This is a genomic window from Xanthomonas sp. NCPPB 1826, from assembly GCF_056725285.1.
In genome coordinates this window covers 4299891-4316109 of record NZ_CM161521.1, presented here as the reverse complement: position 1 = coordinate 4316109, position 16219 = coordinate 4299891, and the positions used below count along the sequence as shown (strand labels likewise).

Annotated in this window: 16 protein-coding genes; 8 read left to right on the top strand and 8 right to left on the bottom strand. The window is 66.1% G+C overall.

Features of this window, described 5'->3' with window-relative positions; genetic code table 11:
* Window positions 1–52 precede the first annotated feature (52 nt).
* A complete protein-coding gene (locus AC1PLA_RS18065; RefSeq protein WP_047129402.1) occupies window positions 53–610 on the bottom strand; it encodes a fasciclin domain-containing protein in 558 nt (185 codons plus the stop codon).
* A 626-nt stretch (window positions 611–1236) separates the two neighbouring features.
* On the opposite strand from AC1PLA_RS18065, the gene AC1PLA_RS18060 reads away from it, so the two are divergent.
* The 4 genes from AC1PLA_RS18060 (at window position 1237) to AC1PLA_RS18045 (ending at window position 5777) form a co-directional block, all read left to right on the top strand.
* Window positions 1237–1878, top strand: a complete 642-nt coding sequence (locus AC1PLA_RS18060) for a hypothetical protein (protein ID WP_481105065.1) — start codon at window positions 1237–1239, stop codon at window positions 1876–1878.
* Window positions 1879–2156: 278 nt separating this feature from the next.
* Window positions 2157–3794, top strand: a complete 1638-nt coding sequence (locus AC1PLA_RS18055) for a Na+/H+ antiporter (protein WP_016900897.1) — start codon at window positions 2157–2159, stop codon at window positions 3792–3794.
* A gap of 280 nt (window positions 3795–4074) precedes the next feature.
* The gene (locus tag AC1PLA_RS18050) at window positions 4075–5019 is read left to right on the top strand and encodes an ABC transporter ATP-binding protein (protein ID WP_039518748.1); all 945 of its coding nucleotides are present in this window, start codon (window positions 4075–4077) and stop codon (window positions 5017–5019) included.
* Complete coding sequence (locus AC1PLA_RS18045) at window positions 5016–5777, top strand: ABC transporter permease (protein ID WP_016900895.1); 762 nt, start codon at window positions 5016–5018, stop codon at window positions 5775–5777. Before AC1PLA_RS18050 ends, AC1PLA_RS18045 begins: the two co-directional genes overlap by 4 nt.
* A gap of 397 nt (window positions 5778–6174) precedes the next feature.
* Here AC1PLA_RS18045 and AC1PLA_RS18040 read toward each other — a convergent pair whose 3' ends face one another.
* On the bottom strand, window positions 6175–6441 hold the full coding sequence (locus tag AC1PLA_RS18040; protein ID WP_024940706.1) for a DUF3297 family protein: 267 nt from the start codon (window positions 6439–6441) through the stop codon (window positions 6175–6177).
* A 163-nt stretch (window positions 6442–6604) separates the two neighbouring features.
* Here AC1PLA_RS18040 and AC1PLA_RS18035 point away from each other — a divergent pair, with 163 nt between their 5' ends.
* A complete protein-coding gene (locus tag AC1PLA_RS18035; RefSeq protein ID WP_024940705.1) occupies window positions 6605–7156 on the top strand; it encodes a DUF6630 family protein in 552 nt (183 codons plus the stop codon).
* A gap of 636 nt (window positions 7157–7792) precedes the next feature.
* Here AC1PLA_RS18035 and AC1PLA_RS18030 read toward each other — a convergent pair.
* The 5 genes from AC1PLA_RS18030 to msrB all read right to left on the bottom strand — a co-directional run bounded on the left by AC1PLA_RS18030 (window position 7793) and on the right by msrB (window position 12096).
* Window positions 7793–8077 carry a DUF4031 domain-containing protein gene (locus tag AC1PLA_RS18030; protein WP_024940290.1) on the bottom strand — a complete coding sequence of 95 codons (285 nt, stop codon included), beginning with the start codon at window positions 8075–8077 and terminating at the stop codon, window positions 7793–7795.
* A gap of 10 nt (window positions 8078–8087) precedes the next feature.
* On the bottom strand, window positions 8088–8672 hold the full coding sequence (locus tag AC1PLA_RS18025; protein WP_024940289.1) for a hypothetical protein: 585 nt from the start codon (window positions 8670–8672) through the stop codon (window positions 8088–8090).
* Window positions 8673–9166: 494 nt separating this feature from the next.
* Window positions 9167–10363 carry a flagellar motor protein MotB gene (gene motB / locus AC1PLA_RS18020; protein WP_024940288.1) on the bottom strand — a complete coding sequence of 399 codons (1197 nt, stop codon included), beginning with the start codon at window positions 10361–10363 and terminating at the stop codon, window positions 9167–9169.
* A gap of 10 nt (window positions 10364–10373) precedes the next feature.
* Window positions 10374–11228 (bottom strand): flagellar motor stator protein MotA, encoded by an 855-nt coding sequence (gene motA / locus AC1PLA_RS18015; RefSeq protein ID WP_024940287.1) that lies wholly within the window; start codon window positions 11226–11228, stop codon window positions 10374–10376.
* A gap of 403 nt (window positions 11229–11631) precedes the next feature.
* Window positions 11632–12096, bottom strand: a complete 465-nt coding sequence (gene msrB, locus AC1PLA_RS18010; protein WP_039525207.1) for a peptide-methionine (R)-S-oxide reductase MsrB — start codon at window positions 12094–12096, stop codon at window positions 11632–11634.
* A 417-nt stretch (window positions 12097–12513) separates the two neighbouring features.
* On the opposite strand from msrB, the gene AC1PLA_RS18005 reads away from it, so the two are divergent.
* Window positions 12514–12945, top strand: coding sequence for a hypothetical protein (locus AC1PLA_RS18005; RefSeq protein ID WP_104624001.1), 432 nt, complete (start codon window positions 12514–12516; stop codon window positions 12943–12945).
* 39 nt (window positions 12946–12984) lie between these two features.
* On the opposite strand, the gene AC1PLA_RS18000 is transcribed toward AC1PLA_RS18005, so the two are convergent.
* A complete protein-coding gene (locus tag AC1PLA_RS18000; RefSeq protein ID WP_024940284.1) occupies window positions 12985–13464 on the bottom strand; it encodes an Lrp/AsnC ligand binding domain-containing protein in 480 nt (159 codons plus the stop codon).
* Window positions 13465–13612: 148 nt separating this feature from the next.
* Here AC1PLA_RS18000 and AC1PLA_RS17995 point away from each other — a divergent pair, with 148 nt between their 5' ends.
* Together AC1PLA_RS17995 and alr are read left to right on the top strand one after the other, a co-directional pair.
* Window positions 13613–14902: a D-amino acid dehydrogenase gene (locus AC1PLA_RS17995; protein ID WP_104599943.1), complete on the top strand. Its 1290-nt coding sequence runs from the start codon at window positions 13613–13615 to the stop codon at window positions 14900–14902.
* Window positions 14902–16002 (top strand): alanine racemase, encoded by a 1101-nt coding sequence (gene alr, locus AC1PLA_RS17990; protein ID WP_104599944.1) that lies wholly within the window; start codon window positions 14902–14904, stop codon window positions 16000–16002. The genes AC1PLA_RS17995 and alr overlap by 1 nt, the downstream gene beginning before the upstream one ends.
* Window positions 16003–16219: the final 217 nt, after the last annotated feature.

Here is a 16219-nt window from a genome sequence, read left to right as displayed (position 1 = left end):
GCCGATGCAGGTCACGCGCCTGCGACTGCCTGCGTCAGGCAGCAAGCTGCCGTTACGGCATCAACACCTTGTCGACCACGTGGATCACGCCATTGCTCTGCATGACATCGGCAATGGTGACGTTGGCGGTGTTGCCCTTGGCATCGGTGATGGTGACCTTCTTGCCGTTGAGCTTTGCGGTCAACGCCTCGCCCTGCACGGTGGTCAGCGAGGCGCTGCCGCCGCCGGCCTTGATCTTGGCGACCAGCGATGCGGCGTCGACCTTGCCCGGTACCACGTGATAGGTCAGCACCTTGGTCAGCGTGGGCTTGGATTCGGGCTTGAGCAGCGTTTCCACCGTGCCGGCCGGCAGGGCGGCGAATGCGGCGTTGGTCGGGGCAAACACGGTGAACGGGCCCGGCCCCTTTAGCGTGTCGACCAGGCCGGCGGCCTTGACCGCGGCGACCAGGGTGGTGTGGTCCTTGGAGTTAACGGCGTTGTCGACGATGTCCTTGGTCACCAGCATCGGCGCACCGCCCACGGTCGGGTTCGATGCGGCGTAAGCGGGGGCCATGGCACTGGTCAGGGCAATGGCAGTGGCAATGGCAAGCGACTGGAATGAGGTCTTCATGAGGCATCGATCCTTTGGGTAAGCGACTGCCTGGATGGCAATCGTAGTGCTGGATACGCGGGTAGATGCAGCGCGGATGCATCACGCGGTCTTTACACAGGCGTACCCGGCACTGCGTCGCTCGAGACCGTCATAACGCAGGCATCGATGCAGCCTGTTGCGCTCGCTGGGCTCGGGCGGCAACTGCAACCCGGGCATGTGCCGGTCGTCCAAACCGAAGCGATGCAGGTCGAGGTGCCATTGCAGACAGGACGCGATTCGCCTGCCACCGTCCATGCGATACGCAGCCAGTGCAGGCAAGGTTCAATGCGTTGCTGACGAAAATTGCCAGCAAACGCAAACAGGGTAGGCAGGATTATCTTTGGTGTTGCAACCTGATTATCGAATGCGTGAATCTCGAGTGGCTTTTTTTGCTACATGAGTTCGTGGGTGAAGCCGGACTAAATAAGCAACGCTGTAGCATGATGTCGTCAGTGATCTGCTGCTGGTGTCATGTAACCTCGCGCCGCCGGCTGCACTCATCGCAGGCAGCGTGGAGTGCAGATAACGACGCTGAACCTTGCAGGCTGGCGTCCGCATTTGCGGGCAACGCAATTCACCCGATCACGCAGAAAGGTTGTAGCTAGATGACGCAGAAAAAAAACCAATGCACGCGGCTGGCACTGCGAGTATTCATGGCTACAAGCGTAATGGTGTGCGGCATCACGCAGGCCTCGGCCGCAGTGCGGGCTCCGACGTCAACGCCGGCAAAGGCCGTTGCTCCGTCCAGTGAAGCCTATCGGCCAGGGCAGCAATGGATCGTTCCGGGCGAGTGGCAGTTCACTATCGATGCCGTGCGCCCGGCCAGGGTGAAAATCCATGACGATGGCGGTGGATCCTGGCGGCCCACGCAGGTGCTGCTGGTGAGTTACAGCTACAGGAACATCGGGTTCGATGACAGCGCCAACTACAAGGGTGGCGGGCCGTCGACGCTGGCGTTTTCAAAAGCCCATATCGATGTGGTCGATGCCAACGATGCGGACAATGGCGGCGCAGGCAATTACCCGGTGCACCTCAAACTCGTGGAAGACGCCGAAGGCCAGAAGATCGGCCAGCAGATGGTCGGCGCACAGTGGCCGTATGCCTTCCGGAAAAAGCCCAAGGCAGTCAAGGTGGTGGTGAGTCACTACGACTCCAGGCTGCAACTGCAGCAAGCGACCTTCATCGTCCCGGTCAAGACCACGCGGCAATCGCCTCCGCATGCGAACAGGCACATTCGCCACAGCTGATTGCAGTCTGTCGGTGAGCTGCCTGGCAGGGCACTCCCTCAACAGGGCGCACGCGTCCATTCGCTGGCGTATCCAACGGCGCCGGGTCGACGCGAGTCGGCAACGGTGTGACATCGACGGGCCCCGATGGCAGATCTGCCGCAACGAACGGCAAGCCGGGCGAGGTGGCGCAAAGGTTTCATCGCCGGATGCAAACCGGTATGTTTCCGTAGGCGCGTGATGGTGCGTTGCACTATGCGATGCCGCACGCGCGCACCGTTTCTTCTTCCGGGTTTTCCATGCATTCGATCGATGTCGTCCTCGCCATGTTGCTGGCGGTCGCGGCCAGCGGTTATCTGATCCGCATCCTGCCGTTCTCGTTGCCCCTGCCGTTGGTCCAGATTGCGCTTGGCGCGGTGGTTTCGGGTGTGTTCGATGCCGGGCACGAGCTGGAACCGGAGCTGTTCTTCCTGTTGTTCCTGCCGCCGCTGCTGTTCCTGGATGGCTGGCGCATTCCCAAACAAGGCCTGTTCCGCGACAAGGCGGCCATCCTCGAGCTGGCGCTGGGTCTGGTGGTGTTCACCGTGATCGGTGCGGGCCTGCTGATCCATTGGCTGATTCCGGCGATGCCGCTGGCGGTGGCTTTCGCGCTGGCGGCGATCATCTCGCCGACCGATCCGGTGGCGGTGTCCTCGATCGCCTCCAAGGTGTCGATCCCCAAGCGGCTGATGCACATCCTGGAAGGCGAGTCCCTGCTCAACGATGCCTCCGGGCTGGTGTGCTTCCAGTTCGCGGTGGCCGCGGTGCTGACCGGCAGCTTCTCGCTCGCCACCGCCTCGCTGACCTTCCTGTGGGTGGCATTGGCCGGCTTGGCGCTGGGCGTGGCGACCACGTTTGGCCTGAGCCGCATCCAGGCCTGGATCTGGCGCCACTTCGGCGAGGAGCCGGGTTCGGCGATCCTGGTCAATCTGCTGACCCCATTCGCGGCCTATCTGCTGGCCGAGGCCTTCCATGCCTCCGGCATCCTGGCCGCAGTGGCCGCCGGCGTCACCATGAGCTACGTGGAAATGGCCGGCAACGCGCCGGGCAATATGCGGCTGCAGCGCTCGGCGGTGTGGGACACGGTGCAGTTCACCTTCAACGGCATCATCTTCGTGCTGCTGGGCGAACAGTTGCCGGGCATCCTGGACGGGGCGGTGCGCAGCGTGCAGGAGGCTGGGCACCTCAATCCGTGGTGGCTGGCGGTGTACGTGGCCACCATCAGTGCCAGCCTGATGGCGTTGCGCTTCGTGTGGGTGTTCCTGTCGCTACGCTGGAACATCTTCAAGGCGCAGTGGCGCGGCGAGCAGCATGTCAGCCCGCCATGGCGCATCGTGGTGGCGGTCTCGCTGGCCGGCGTGCGCGGTGCGATCACCCTGGCCGGCGTGCTCACGCTGCCGTTGATGCTGGAAGACGGCTCGCCGTTTCCGGCCCGCCAGCTGGCGATCTTCCTGGCCGCCTCTGTGATCCTGGTGTCGCTGCTGGTGGCCAGTGTGGCCTTGCCGCGGCTGCTGCGCGGGCTAGAATTGCCCGAAGAGGAAGACGAGCAGCTCAAGGAAGACCTGGCGGTGAAGGCGGCCTCGCAGGCGGCGCTGGAAGCGGTGGAAAAACTGCGTCAGCGGCTGGTGGACGGCAGCAAGCATGCCGAGCGCTACAACGCCGCCGCCAACCAGGTCAGCCAGCGTTATCAGCGCAAGCTGGGTGCAGTGGACATGGCCGAGACCGATCCGGAAGAGGCCGGTGCCTACGAACAGGCGCTGCGCCAGTTCCGCCATGCCGCGCTGGTGGCCGAGCGCAACGAGCTGTTCAAGCTGGCCAGGCGCCGCGAGATTTCCGACGACCTGTCGCGCCGGCTGGTGCGCAATCTGGACCTGATCGAGTCGCGCAAGCGCGCGTGAGCGCGCGGGAATCGGGAGTGGGGAATCGCAGGAGCCACAGCGGTTGCCGTGTTCGGGTAGGAGCGCACCTGGGCGCGATGGGACGTTGGCGGGCAAGCCCCATCGCGCGCAAGCGCGCTCCTACATGGAGATGCGTCGACTACCGGACGCAGCAGGCGTGTGCGGTCCAGTTCGCTGAGGCTTCCCGGCGCGCGCCGGAAGACACCATTCCATTCGCACTTCTCCCATCTTCATGGCGCACGGCCTACCCTGTGCGGCTGATCGCTCCAGTGCAGAAGACATGACTCCAATCGTTTCCATCCAGGGATTGAGCAAGACCTACGCTGGCGGTTTTCAGGCGCTCAAGCAGGTGGACCTTCAAATCCGGCGCGGCGAGATCTTCGCGCTGCTCGGTCCCAACGGCGCCGGCAAGACCACGCTGATCAGCATCATTTGCGGGCTGATCAACCCCAGCACCGGCACCGTGCTGGCCGATGGTCACGACATCGTGCGCGACTACCGCGCCGCGCGTGCCAGCATCGGCCTGGTGCCACAGGAGCTGGCCACCGACGCGTTCGAAACCGTGTGGGCCACCGTGCGCTTCAGTCGCGGGCTGTTCGGCAAGCCGGCCAATGCGGCGTATCTGGAAACGGTGCTGCGCGAGCTCTCGCTGTGGGACAAGCGCCACAACAAGATTTCCACGCTGTCCGGCGGCATGAAGCGGCGCGTGCTGATCGCCAAGGCGCTGGCGCACGAGCCGCGCATCCTGTTTCTGGACGAACCCACCGCAGGCGTGGACGTGGAGCTGCGTCACGACATGTGGCAGATGGTGCGCAGGCTGCGCGAGCAGGGCACCACGGTGATCCTGACCACCCATTACATCGAGGAAGCCGAAGACATGGCCGACCGGGTCGGGGTGATCAATCGCGGCGAGCTGGTGCTGGTGGAAGACAAGCACACGCTGATGCGCAAGCTCGGCAAGAAGCAGCTCACGCTGAGCCTGCAGGCGCCGCTGCAGGCCATCCCGGCCGCGCTGGGCGATCTGCCGCTGGAACTGTCGGCCGACGGCAACAGCCTGATCTACACCTTCGACACCCAGGCCGAGCAGACCGGCATCGGCGCGTTGCTGCGCCGGCTCAACGAGCAGGGCATCGACTTCAAGGACCTGCATTCCAGCGAGAGTTCGCTGGAGGAGATATTCGTCAACCTGGTGCATGGCGCCCGCAACGTGGAGGTGCGCGCATGAACCGGCATGCGATCGCGGCGATCTACCGCTTCGAAATGGCGCGCGCCTTCCGCACGCTGACCCAGTCGATCGCCTCGCCGGTGTTGTCGACCTCACTGTATTTCGTGGTGTTCGGCGCGGCGATCGGCTCGCGCATGGGCGACATCGACGGCATCAGCTACGGCGCCTTCATCATTCCCGGGCTGGTGATGCTGTCCCTGCTCAACGAGAGCATTTCCAACGCCTCGTTCGGCATCTACATGCCGCGCTGGGCCGGCACCATCTACGAGGTGCTGTCGGCACCGGTAGCCTGGTGGGAGATCGTGATCGGCTACGTGGGTGCGGCGGCGACCAAGTCGGTGTTGCTGGGGTTGCTGATCCTGCTCACCGCGCGGCTGTTCGTGCCTTATGAGATCGCGCATCCGCTGTGGATGCTGGGCTTTCTGGTGCTCACCGCGCTGACCTTCAGCCTGTTCGGTTTCATCATCGGCATCTGGGCCGACGGCTTCGAAAAACTGCAGGTGATCCCGCTGATGGTGGTGACGCCGCTGACCTTCCTGGGCGGCAGTTTCTACTCGATCAACATGCTGCCGCCGCTATGGCAGAAGGTCACCCTGTTCAACCCGGTGGTGTACCTGATCAGCGGGTTCCGCTGGAGTTTCTACGGCAAGGCCGACGTGCACATCGCGGTGAGCACCGGCATGACCTTCCTGTTCCTGCTGGTGTGCCTGGGCGTGGTGGCGGCGATCTTCCGCAGCGGTTACCGGCTCAAGGCGTGAGTGGTGAATGCAGTGGTTCGGTCGGCCGCATCCTGGTGGATGCCGTCGGCAGTCCGGGTCAACGCTGACTGGCGCGAATGCGCTGCGCCCTCGCGGCTCGCGTGACGCGCCGTGAAACCGGCTCTGGGGGTTCGGTAGCGGCATCCATGCCGCCACACGGTCTCGCAATCGGCGAGGGCGCCACGCCAGAGAGTTGGTCGGTGTTGAAAACCATGCACACCGATATTCCTGGCTGGTCTTTGCCCACGCACCGTCGCCGGACCTGACGCGGCATTGATGCGGCGTCAGCGCTTATGCAAGACGTACTTGTTGCAGCGTGCCCCGCGAAGGTGGGCGGCCAGGGCGCAGGGCAGCCGGCCTGCAGTAGCTTGGTGTGACGTGGTGGTGTCAGCCGCTCTTATTCGGCAGCAGGCTTGGCGTCGCCCTTGGTGTCCAGGAAGTAGGCTACCACCTCGCCCTTGATCTTCATCGTCATCGGGTTGCCGCGACGGTCGCGGGCCTTGCCGACCTGCACCTTGATCCAGCCTTCGCTGACCGAATATTCCTCCACGTTGTCGCGTTCGACACCGTTGAAGCGCACGCCGACGCCGCGGCTGAGCGCATCGGCATTGTGGAACGGGCTGCGTGCATCGATGGCCAGATGATCGGGAGGGGTATCGCTCATGGGAAAGGCGTCATGGCGGCCGGGATGGCCGTCTTCGGCCGCACAGGATACGGGCCCGCGCCGCGAAGATCAGCCCCGGCGCTGCCTGCGCACGCGCCGGGCGGTTTGCTTGCGCCTCGCCAGGCCTCACACTTCACGCCTGCATCCCTGGAACCAGACCGCCATGCCCGATAACAGCGCCGATTACGAAGACGACGAAGGCCTGCAGCCCGAAGGCGACGAAGACGATGTCGACGACCACCCGGCGCGGGTGTGGAATCTGCTGGTGTTGATCAATCCCGGCGACGAAGACACCGCATTGGGCCAGTTCGATACATGGCGCGAGGCGCAGGCCGACCTGGACGACGACGAGGGCGACGATGCCTGGTTGTGGGCCTTGAAGGATGCGATCGACTGGCGCTCGGGCTTTTTCGTGGACTGGAAAGACACCGACGCGTTCATTGCCGCCATCGACGAACTCAGCGCGCGCTGGAACCTGCGCATCGACTGGGGCGGCGACCTGGATGACGAGGAGTTTTCCAGCGATCTGAGTGTGCCCGACCTGATGGCGGTGGCCTTCGATCGTCTGCGCGAGCACGGCTACTCGCTGTGGAACTGGAACACCGGCGGCGACGCCTATGCCGGCTGGATCGCGCTCAGTCGCGACGACGACGCCATGCTGGCGCTGACCTCGCTGCTGGGGGTGGAAGTGCGGCTGGGGAATGAGGCGTTCTGAGGGGCCGGGATTGGGGAGTTGGGATTGGGGAATCGGGAATCGTAGAAGCGATCTGTGGGTGTGGTTGTGCCGAGCCGCGGTGGTGCGTGCTGCTGCGGCAGCACGCCAAGCGCGTGGTAGCCGCTAGGGTCTGCGCGCAGGCATTGTCCACGGCCCGGCGATTGCCACGTAGGAGCGTGCCTGCGCGCGACGGGCGTTACCGGGACAGCCGCTCGCGCGCTAGCGCGCTCCTACAAGGGCGTGCTGCCCTCTGCAGATGCGTGCCGTCATCACGGGTGCTGGACGTCGCAGGCCTCCAGGCCGATACGCATGCACGGCCCAGCGATTGCCGCGTAGGAGCGTGCCTGCGCGCGACGGGTGTTACCGGGACAGCCGCTCGCGCGCTAGCGCGCTCCTACAAAGGCGTGCTGCCCTCATGCAGATGCGTGCCGTCATCGCGGGTGCTGGACGTTGCAGGCCTCCAGGCCGATACGCATGCACGGCCCAGCGATTGCCACGTAGGAGCGTGCCTGCGCGCGATCGGGCGTTACCGGGACAGCTCCTCGCGCTCAGGCGCGCTCCTACAACGGCGCGCCGCCGATCAGCCCGCGGCCATCGCCGTTACGACTCCCCAATCCCGACTCCCCAATCCCCGCCTCAAGGCGCCTCGCCGCGCGCCTGTGCACGCGCGTTGGCGATCAAGGCCTTGAGCAAGGCGCGGTCGGTGTGACGGGAGATCGCAATGGCACCGAGCGCGATCGCTTCGGCGCGTAGCGTTGCGGACACATCGTAGTGCGCGCCGCTGAGTTTGTTCTGGAAGGCGCGGCGGGGAATGCCCAGCCGCGCCGCCATCGCATGCAGCTCGTCCAGCGTATCGCCGAGCAGGTGCGCCCAGCGCTGCTCGCGCCACGGATGCACCGCATCGTCGACGTAGACGGCCACCGGCAGGCCCTTAGGCCTTCTTGCCCTTCTTCTTCTTGCCGCCGTCAGTTGCGTCGTCGGCGTCGTCCTGCGACGCGTCGCCTGCGGTGTCGGCAGCGGCATCTTCGGCGGTGGCATCAGCATCGGCATCGGTGTCCGCGTCGGCATCTGCCTGGGCATCGCTTGCCTCGGCGTCTGCGTCTTCGGCTTCGCCGTCGTCGCCTTCAGCGTCGCTGTTCTCGAACTCGGACACCAGCGTGGTCAGGTATTCCTCGGCGGTCTTGCCGTCTTCGGCGGCCAGGTCGTCGATCATCTGCTGCAGCTGGGTGGAGTATTCCAGCGAGATAGTCTTGCCTTCCTTCTCCTGCAGATTGGCCAGGTGCTTGAGCATGGCCAGCATCGGCACCGGGTTGTCGGCGCTGCCCATGGTCTGGCCGCCGATCGACAGCAGCCATTCGCTGCCGTTCTGCAAGCCGATCGCAGCGACCACGCGGCCGTCGGCATCCTGCAGCACGGCATGGTTGGCGATCTGCGGCGCCTGGCCCAGACGGACGATCGGGCGCTTGGGTTGGGACTTCTTGCGCTTGTCGCGCTTGGCCTTGGAATTGCGGGACACGGTGTTCTCGACGCTGGGAATGGCCGACCATTCTAGGCGCTTGCGCGTGACCCGGCTCGGGTGCCGCCGCCAGGCCGATGAACGCCGGCCGCGCCGGGCGATGCTCCTGTCGGCGCTTCCGGCGTTCCGAAGGCCGCTGGCGCCGATATGTCGGACAGGCTGCAGCGGCTGGCACCGCGGGTCTTTCGGAGCGCCAACGCGCGATTGCCGGTCAGGATCGGCATGCAGTCCGACAAACAGGACGACAAGTAGCCCGCAGAGCGACCAGATCCGGGATGCACATCAAGTTCGGGATGCACATCGGATTCGATATGCACGATAATGTCTGCCGTCTGCCGTCTGCCGTCTGCCGTCTGCCCGCAACCGCAACCGCAACCGCAGCCCGCAACCGTCCGCAGCTGTCCGCAGCTGTCCGCAGCTGTCCGCAACCGCCAAGAACGCCAAGAACGCCAAGAACCGCCAGACAACTTCAGGCCAAGTTCCCTCCGCCGCCCTCAGCGCCGCGCGGGTACTTCGCTGACGGCAGTGCGCGGTGCGGCCACGGCGGCTTCGGCAGCCTTGGCCAGTGCGGTGGCCGAAGCCACCTGGCTGCGCGTGGAGACGCGCGGTGCCGCCGGCGCGGCGCTGGTGACCGGGGGTGCTGCAGCAGGCGGTGTGGCGCTGGCCGCAGCCGCAGGTCCGCCCGTCGGCGCAGCTGCGGTGGGTCCTGCCGCTGGCAGCGCGGCAGGGGTCCCCACCGCGGTGGTGGCGGTCGCTGCGGCACTCAGATCCGGCACATGGGTGTCGGCATCGTGGGTCGGCTTGCCCAGCGCAATGCCCTGGCCGGCGCCGGCCAGCGCGGCTTGTTCGGCATCCTGGGTCATCACCACGATGCTGATGCGGCGGTTGATCGGGTTTTGCGGGTCGGTCTTGTCGAACAGCACCGACGAGGACAGCCCCACCACGCGGGTGACCTTGGCATCGTCCATGCCGCCGCCCACCAACGCACGGCGCGCGGCATTGGCGCGGTCGGCGCTGAGTTCCCAGTTGGTGTAACCGGTATCGCTGCTGTAGGCGGTGGTGTCGGTGTGGCCGGTGATGCTGATGTGGTTGGGCACCTGGTTGATGAAGCTGGACAGCTCGCGCAGGATCGCCACGGTGTACGGCTTGAGCTGGTCGCGGCCCATGTCGAACATCGGCCGGTTCTGCTTGTCCACGATCTGGATGCGCAGGCCGTCCGGGGTGAGGTCGAGCAGCAACTGGTCCTTGAACGGCTCCAGCGCCTGGCTCTTGTCGATGGCCTCTTTCAGGTCCTGCATCAGCGCTTCCAGGCGCTTCTTGTCCCTGGCGCGGCTGTCTTCGTTGGTGTCGGCGGCGTTGTCGCGCTTGCGGCCCATTTCGTCCTTCTGCCCCTTGGCCATGTCGGCGGTGCCGCCGAGCTTGATCATCGAGGTGCTGGCGCCGCCGGGGCCGTTCATGCCCGGCGAGGGGGCCGGCGACTTGCCCGACAACGGGCTGGGATTGCGGAAGTATTCCGAGATCGCCGCGCGCTGCTCCTTGGTGGTGGCGGCCATCAGCCACAGCACCAGGAAGAACGCCATCATCGCGGTCACGAAGTCGGCAAACGCCACCTTCCAGGCGCCGCCATGATGGCCGCCGCCCTGCACCTTCTTGACCCGTCGGATGACGACGGTGGATTTGCCCTCGGCCATGACCGCGGTCCTACTTGATCGTCTTCAGGTGCGTTTCGAAATCCGCAAAGCTCGGACGCACGTTGGAGGGCAGCGTCTTGCGCGCGAATTCCAGCGCAATCTTCGGGTTGTAGCCACGCAGGCAGGCCAGCAGCGCGGTCTTGACCGCCTCGTACATGCGCCCGTCCTGCTCGGCGCGCGCTTCCATCGCTGCGGCCAGCGGTGCGACGAAGCCATAGGCCAGCAAGATGCCCAGGAAGGTGCCGACCAGGGCCGCGCCGACGTGGTGGCCGATCTCCTCGATCGGCCCGCCGATCGAACCCATGGTGATCACGATGCCGAGCACGGCCGCCACGATGCCGAAGCCGGGCAGGCCGTCGGACACCTTGCTCAACGCATGCGAGGGCGCCAGTGCTTCGTGGTGATGTTTTTCCAGCTCCAGCTCGAGCAACGGCTCCAGCTCGTGCGGCTCGATGTTGCTGCCGATCATCAGGCGCAGGCAGTCGGTGATGAAGTCCAGCAGGTGATGGTCGGCGACCACCTTGGGGTAGTTGCCGAAGATGGTGCTGTCCTGCGGTTTTTCGACGTGGTCTTCCAGCGCCATGAAGCCGTCGCGGCGCGCCTTGTTGAGCAACTCGTAGATCAGGCTCAGCGTGTCCTTGTAGTCGTCGGACTTGTACTGCGGGCCCTTGAACACGCCCAGGATGCTGCTGAAGGTCTCCTTGACGATCTTGCCGGGCGTGCTGACCAGAAACGCACCGAACGCCGCGCCACCGATGATCATCAGCTCGTACGGCTGCCAGAGCGCGCCCAGCTTGCCATGCGACAGCACATAGCCGCCGAGGACACTGACGATGACGACGATGAAGCCGATGATGATGAGCATGGCGCAGCCAAAAGCAAACAGGGTTGCTGTTGTTTCGGCTTGCGCGGCGGATTCTTGAAGCGCACGGCGTGAAGGTGTGCGGTGTAACTGAACGATCGCTTGGTCGATCGCATCTTCACGCGGCAGGTTGCGGCGCTGTCGTTAGTTGCGCCAGGTGCGCTCAGGCCGTTCCAGCTTTTGATTGAAGGGCTTTGCGGCGCGGATGCCCACTGCAAGCAACCCCTGCAACGCTCGTCGTGACATCGCCTTGCTCAGGTCAATCGCGCCTGGCTACAGCGGTGGTTCGACGCCTTGTCGGGGTCGCTGCATCGCGTCGGCGATGCGGCAGCGCCTGCCAGTGGGCGCAGGTGTTGCAGGCATGCATCCGGCACGGAATCCCTCCGGGCCGGATGCATGTGTCGGCTCAGGCCGGTTGCGCTTCGGCGCCTGCGCGCTGCAAGGGGTTGGGCAGGGCCTGGCCGTTTTCGGTAAAGCCCAGCGAGACCGAGTTCAGGCAGTGGCGTTCGCCGGTCGGCGGCGGGCCGTCGGGGAACACGTGGCCCAGGTGGCTGTCGCAGCGCGCGCAGACGATCTCGGTGCGGATCATGCCGTAGCTGGTGTCGCGGATTTCGCGCACATGGGCGGTGTCGTACGGGGCGAAGAAGCTCGGCCAGCCGGTGCCGGATTCGAACTTGGCGCTGGAGCGGAACAGCGGCAACCCGCACAGGCGGCAGGTGTAGACGCCGTCGAGCTTGTTGTCCAGGAACACCCCGCAGAACGGCGCTTCGGTGCCATGGTGCAGCAGCACGCGCTGTTCCTCGTCGCTGAGCCCGGCGATCAGGGCGTCGCGTTGGGCGGGGGAGGGAGGGGTCAGGTCGAACTGGCTCATGGGGTTCTCGCATGCGCGCGCTGGCAGGGTGCCGCGCCTGCCTCCGTGATGTGGGCGCTGTCGGCGTGGTTCAAGCGTGCGGGGACCAAGCCCCTCTCCCGTCGGCGCGCCACGGCACAGCTTGCGCGCCACTGGCGCGCGTGCCTTGGTGCGCCTGCGCCGCTTGCGCAGGCCGGGGCGCGGAGCGGGGGTTGGGGTGAGGTTACTGCGGCGAAGCCATTAAGCAGTAGTGATTGCCAGGCTTCACGCACCCCCATCCGGCACTGCGCGCCACATCGTCCCGATGGAAGAAGGAGGTATTTTTCGCGCCGTGATCATCTGGCGAACGCGTTCATCCCGCAGCCGATCCCGCGTATTGCCGCAGCACGCCGGCGCCCCCATCCAGTGAGTACTCCTCGATCAAGCACGGTGTCCGTCATGGCGATCCCTTCTTCAATGCGCGGCCTGCTGCTGTGCGGCCTGCTAGCTGCCGCCGGCGCCGCGGCGGCGCAATCGGCCACCAGCACACGCTCGTCCAATACACTGCAGCCGATCACCAGCCCGACGCCCGCCCAGCCCACGCTGACCGCGCCGCGCGCAGTGCAGCCCGCGCCGGCCACGGCTCCGGTGCCATCGCAGCTCGGCCAGCGCCCGTCCGCGCCCACCATCCCGACCCGTGGCCCGGCCCAAACGCCGGTGGCGCCGGCCGGCAGCCAGGTTGCGCCGGCCAGCGCGCCGATGGTCTATGACCGCAATGGCCGCTTGCTGCACGGCATGCAGCCGGCCGGCGCCAACCGGGTGCTGGATACCAAGACCGGGCGCTATTACGACGCGGTCCCGGCCGGCGACGGCATGCGCGTGGTGCGCTGACCCGCGCCATTACGAATCCTCACTCCCGAATCTCGAATCTCAGCCTTCGATCGGCAACGCCAAGGTCTCCTTGACCTCTTCCATTACGATGTAGCTCTTGGACTCGCGCACATGCGGCATGGTCAGCAAGGTGCTGCCGAGCAGCTTGCGGTAGGAGGCCATCTCGCTGATGCGCGCCTTGAGCAGGTAGTCGAAATCGCCCGAGACCAGATGGCATTCCAGCACGTTGGGCAGCTTGAGCGCGGCGCGCCGGAACTCCTCGAAAATGTCGCCGGACTTGTAGGCCAGGCTGATCTCCACGAACACCAGCAGGCTGGCCTTGAGATAGTGCGGGTCCAGCCGCGCGTAGTAGCCGGTGATGGCGCCATCGCGCTCCAGCCGGCGCACGCGCTCGGTGCAGGGCGTGGTCGACAGGCCCACCCGCTCGCCCAGTTCGGTAAAGGAAATCCGCCCCTCCTGCTGCAGGATGCGCAGGATCTTGCGGTCGATCTTGTCCAGCTCGCGGGTGCGGGTCGTCATCGGGTCTGCTTCCACAGGGTTTGACAGGAGGATTCACTGCCAAGGCGGGCTGATTCCAGAAATGGCACTGCCTGGCTCGCAATATACTGCGTCTAACTGTCCCCCTCGGCGCCTGGTTGTGGGGGAATACCCTTTCCAGGAGAACGACATGCGGGTGCTCATTCTCGGTAGTGGCGTCATCGGCACCACCACGGCCTGGTATCTGGCGCAAGCCGGTTGCGAGGTCACCGTGGTCGACCGCCAATCGGCGGCGGCGCTGGAAACCAGCTACGCCAATGCCGGCCAGCTGTCGTTCGGCTACACCTCGCCGTGGGCCGCGCCCGGTGTGCCCGGCAAGGCGGTGAAGTGGCTGTTCGAGCAGCATGCACCGCTGTCGATCCGGCCCACCCGCGACCTGCGTCAGCTGGCCTGGCTCAGCCAGATGCTGCGCAACTGCACCGCCGAGCGCTACGCGGTGAACAAGGCGCGCATGGTGCGCATGTCCGACTACAGCCGCGATTGCCTGAACGCATTGCGTGCCAGCACCGGCATCGAGTTCGAAGGCCGCCAGCTCGGTACCACTCAGCTGTTTCGCACCCAGCAGCAACTGGATGCCGCCGCGCAGGACATCGAGGTGCTGGCCCAGTACGGCGTGCCCTACGAGCTGCTGACCCCGGCGCAGATCGCACAGTTCGAACCGGGCCTGGCCGGCGGTGGCGCGCAGATGGCCGGCGCCCTGCGCCTGCCCGAGGACCAGACCGGCGACTGCCGGCTGTTTACCCAGCGCCTGGCCGAACTGGCCGCGCAGGCGGGGGTGGAGTTCCGCTACGGGCAGCAGATCGAGCATCTGCAGCACGCAGGCGGGCGCGTCACCGGCGTGCAGATCGATGGCCGCATCGAGACCGCCGACCGCTACGTGCTGGCGCTGGGCAGTTATTCGGCCGACCTGCTGCTCTCGCTCGGCCTGCACCTGCCGGTGTATCCGCTCAAGGGCTATTCGCTGACCATCCCGATCGTGGATGCCGCGCGCGCGCCGACCTCCACGGTGCTGGACGAGAGCTACAAGATCGCGCTGACCCGCTTCGACGACCGTATCCGCGTCGGCGGCATGGCCGAGGTGGCCGGCTTCGACCTGTCGTTGAACCCGCGCCGCCGCGCCACGCTGGAGATGGTGGTCAACGACCTGTTCCCCGGTGCCGGCGATCTGGCCCAGGCCGAGTTCTGGACCGGCCTGCGCCCAGCCACGCCGGACGGTACGCCGGTGGTCGGCGCCACGCCGTATGCCAACCTGTTCCTCAATACCGGCCACGGCACCCTGGGCTGGACCATGGCCTGCGGCTCGGGCCGCTATCTGGCCGACCTGATGCAGGGCCGCACGCCCGACATCGATAGCGAAGGCCTGGACATCTTCCGTTACCTGTCGCCACGCAGCGCCCGCGCGCAGCAGGAGGCCGCGTAGTGCGTCCTGCGCAAGCGTTGATCGACCTGGACGCATTGCGTCACAACTACCGCCTGGCCAAGCGCCTGGGCGGCAGCAAGGCCCTGGCGGTGGTCAAGGCCGATGCCTACGGCCACGGCGCGGTGCGCTGCGCGCAGGCGCTGGACAGCGAGGCCGACGGCTTTGCGGTGGCCTGCATCGAAGAAGCGCTGGAGCTGCGTCAGGCCGGCATCCGCGCACCGATCCTGCTGCTGGAAGGGTTCTTCGAACACGACGAACTGCGCCTGATTGCCGAGCATGATCTGTGGACGGTGGTGGCCACGCCGCAGCAGGTGCGCGCACTGGCCGAGTTCCAGAGCCCGCGTCCATTGCGGGTATGGCTGAAGCTGGACAGCGGCATGCATCGGCTGGGCCTGTCACCGGAAGACTTTCGTGCGGCGTGGTTGCGTCTGCGCGGGCTGCCGCAGATCGCCTCGCTGGTGCTGATGACCCACCTGGCGCGCGCCGACGAGCTGGAGTGCAGCCGCACCGACGAACAGGCGGTGGCGTTCGCGCTCACCGCAGGCGGCATGCAGGCCGAAACCAGCCTGCGCAATTCGCCCGGCCTGCTCGGCTGGCCGGCGCTGCGCAACGATTGGTCGCGTCCGGGGCTGATGCTGTACGGCGCAAACCCGTTCCCGCAGGACACCGACACCACCGCGCAACTACGCCCGGTGATGACGCTGCGCTCGCGCATCATCTCCGTGCGCGAGCTGCCGGCCGGCGAGCCGGTGGGGTACGGCGCCCGCTTCGTCGCCGAGCGTCCCACCCGCGTCGGCGTGGTGGCGGCCGGCTATGCCGACGGCTATCCGCAGTTCGCTCCCAACGGCACCCCGCTGCTGGTGGATGGCCAGGTCTGCCCGCTGATCGGGCGCGTGTCGATGGACATGCTGACCGTGGATCTCACCGAGCACCCGCAGGCCGACATCGGTGCGTCGGTGCAGCTGTGGGGCGATGCGCCGCGGGTTTCCCCGTTGGCGATGCAGTGCAATGTCAGCGCGTATCAACTGATGTGTGGACTCAAGCGCGTGCCGCGGACGTATGTGGGTGAGGCGGCAGTGGGCGAGGGAGTCACGCGGTGAGATGTCCCTTCTCCCATCGGGAGAAGGTGCTCCGAAGGGGCGGATGAGGGGACGTACCAAGCCACATGCACCTGGAACAACAGGTGGGCTTCGCCCGTACCTTCACCCCAACCCCCGCTCCACGCCCCGGCCTGCGCCAGCGGCGCCGGCGCACCAAGGCACGCGCGCCAGTGGCGCGCAAGCTATGCCGTGGCGCCCCGGCGGGAGAGGGGCTTGA

Coding starts and splice junctions, on each gene's coding strand:
- motB (WP_024940288.1), bottom strand. CDS start 10,363: ATGGCCGAGGGCAAATCCACCGTCGTCATCCGACGGGTCAAGAAGGTG.
- AC1PLA_RS18065 (WP_047129402.1), bottom strand. CDS start 610: ATGAAGACCTCATTCCAGTCGCTTGCCATTGCCACTGCCATTGCCCTG.
- AC1PLA_RS18045 (WP_016900895.1), top strand. CDS start 5,016: ATGAACCGGCATGCGATCGCGGCGATCTACCGCTTCGAAATGGCGCGC.
- AC1PLA_RS18040 (WP_024940706.1), bottom strand. CDS start 6,441: ATGAGCGATACCCCTCCCGATCATCTGGCCATCGATGCACGCAGCCCG.
- AC1PLA_RS18005 (WP_104624001.1), top strand. CDS start 12,514: ATGGCGATCCCTTCTTCAATGCGCGGCCTGCTGCTGTGCGGCCTGCTA.
- AC1PLA_RS18050 (WP_039518748.1), top strand. CDS start 4,075: ATGACTCCAATCGTTTCCATCCAGGGATTGAGCAAGACCTACGCTGGC.
- msrB (WP_039525207.1), bottom strand. CDS start 12,096: ATGAGCCAGTTCGACCTGACCCCTCCCTCCCCCGCCCAACGCGACGCC.
- AC1PLA_RS18055 (WP_016900897.1), top strand. CDS start 2,157: ATGCATTCGATCGATGTCGTCCTCGCCATGTTGCTGGCGGTCGCGGCC.
- AC1PLA_RS18060 (WP_481105065.1), top strand. CDS start 1,237: ATGACGCAGAAAAAAAACCAATGCACGCGGCTGGCACTGCGAGTATTC.
- AC1PLA_RS18000 (WP_024940284.1), bottom strand. CDS start 13,464: ATGACGACCCGCACCCGCGAGCTGGACAAGATCGACCGCAAGATCCTG.
- AC1PLA_RS17995 (WP_104599943.1), top strand. CDS start 13,613: ATGCGGGTGCTCATTCTCGGTAGTGGCGTCATCGGCACCACCACGGCC.
- motA (WP_024940287.1), bottom strand. CDS start 11,228: ATGCTCATCATCATCGGCTTCATCGTCGTCATCGTCAGTGTCCTCGGC.
- AC1PLA_RS18035 (WP_024940705.1), top strand. CDS start 6,605: ATGCCCGATAACAGCGCCGATTACGAAGACGACGAAGGCCTGCAGCCC.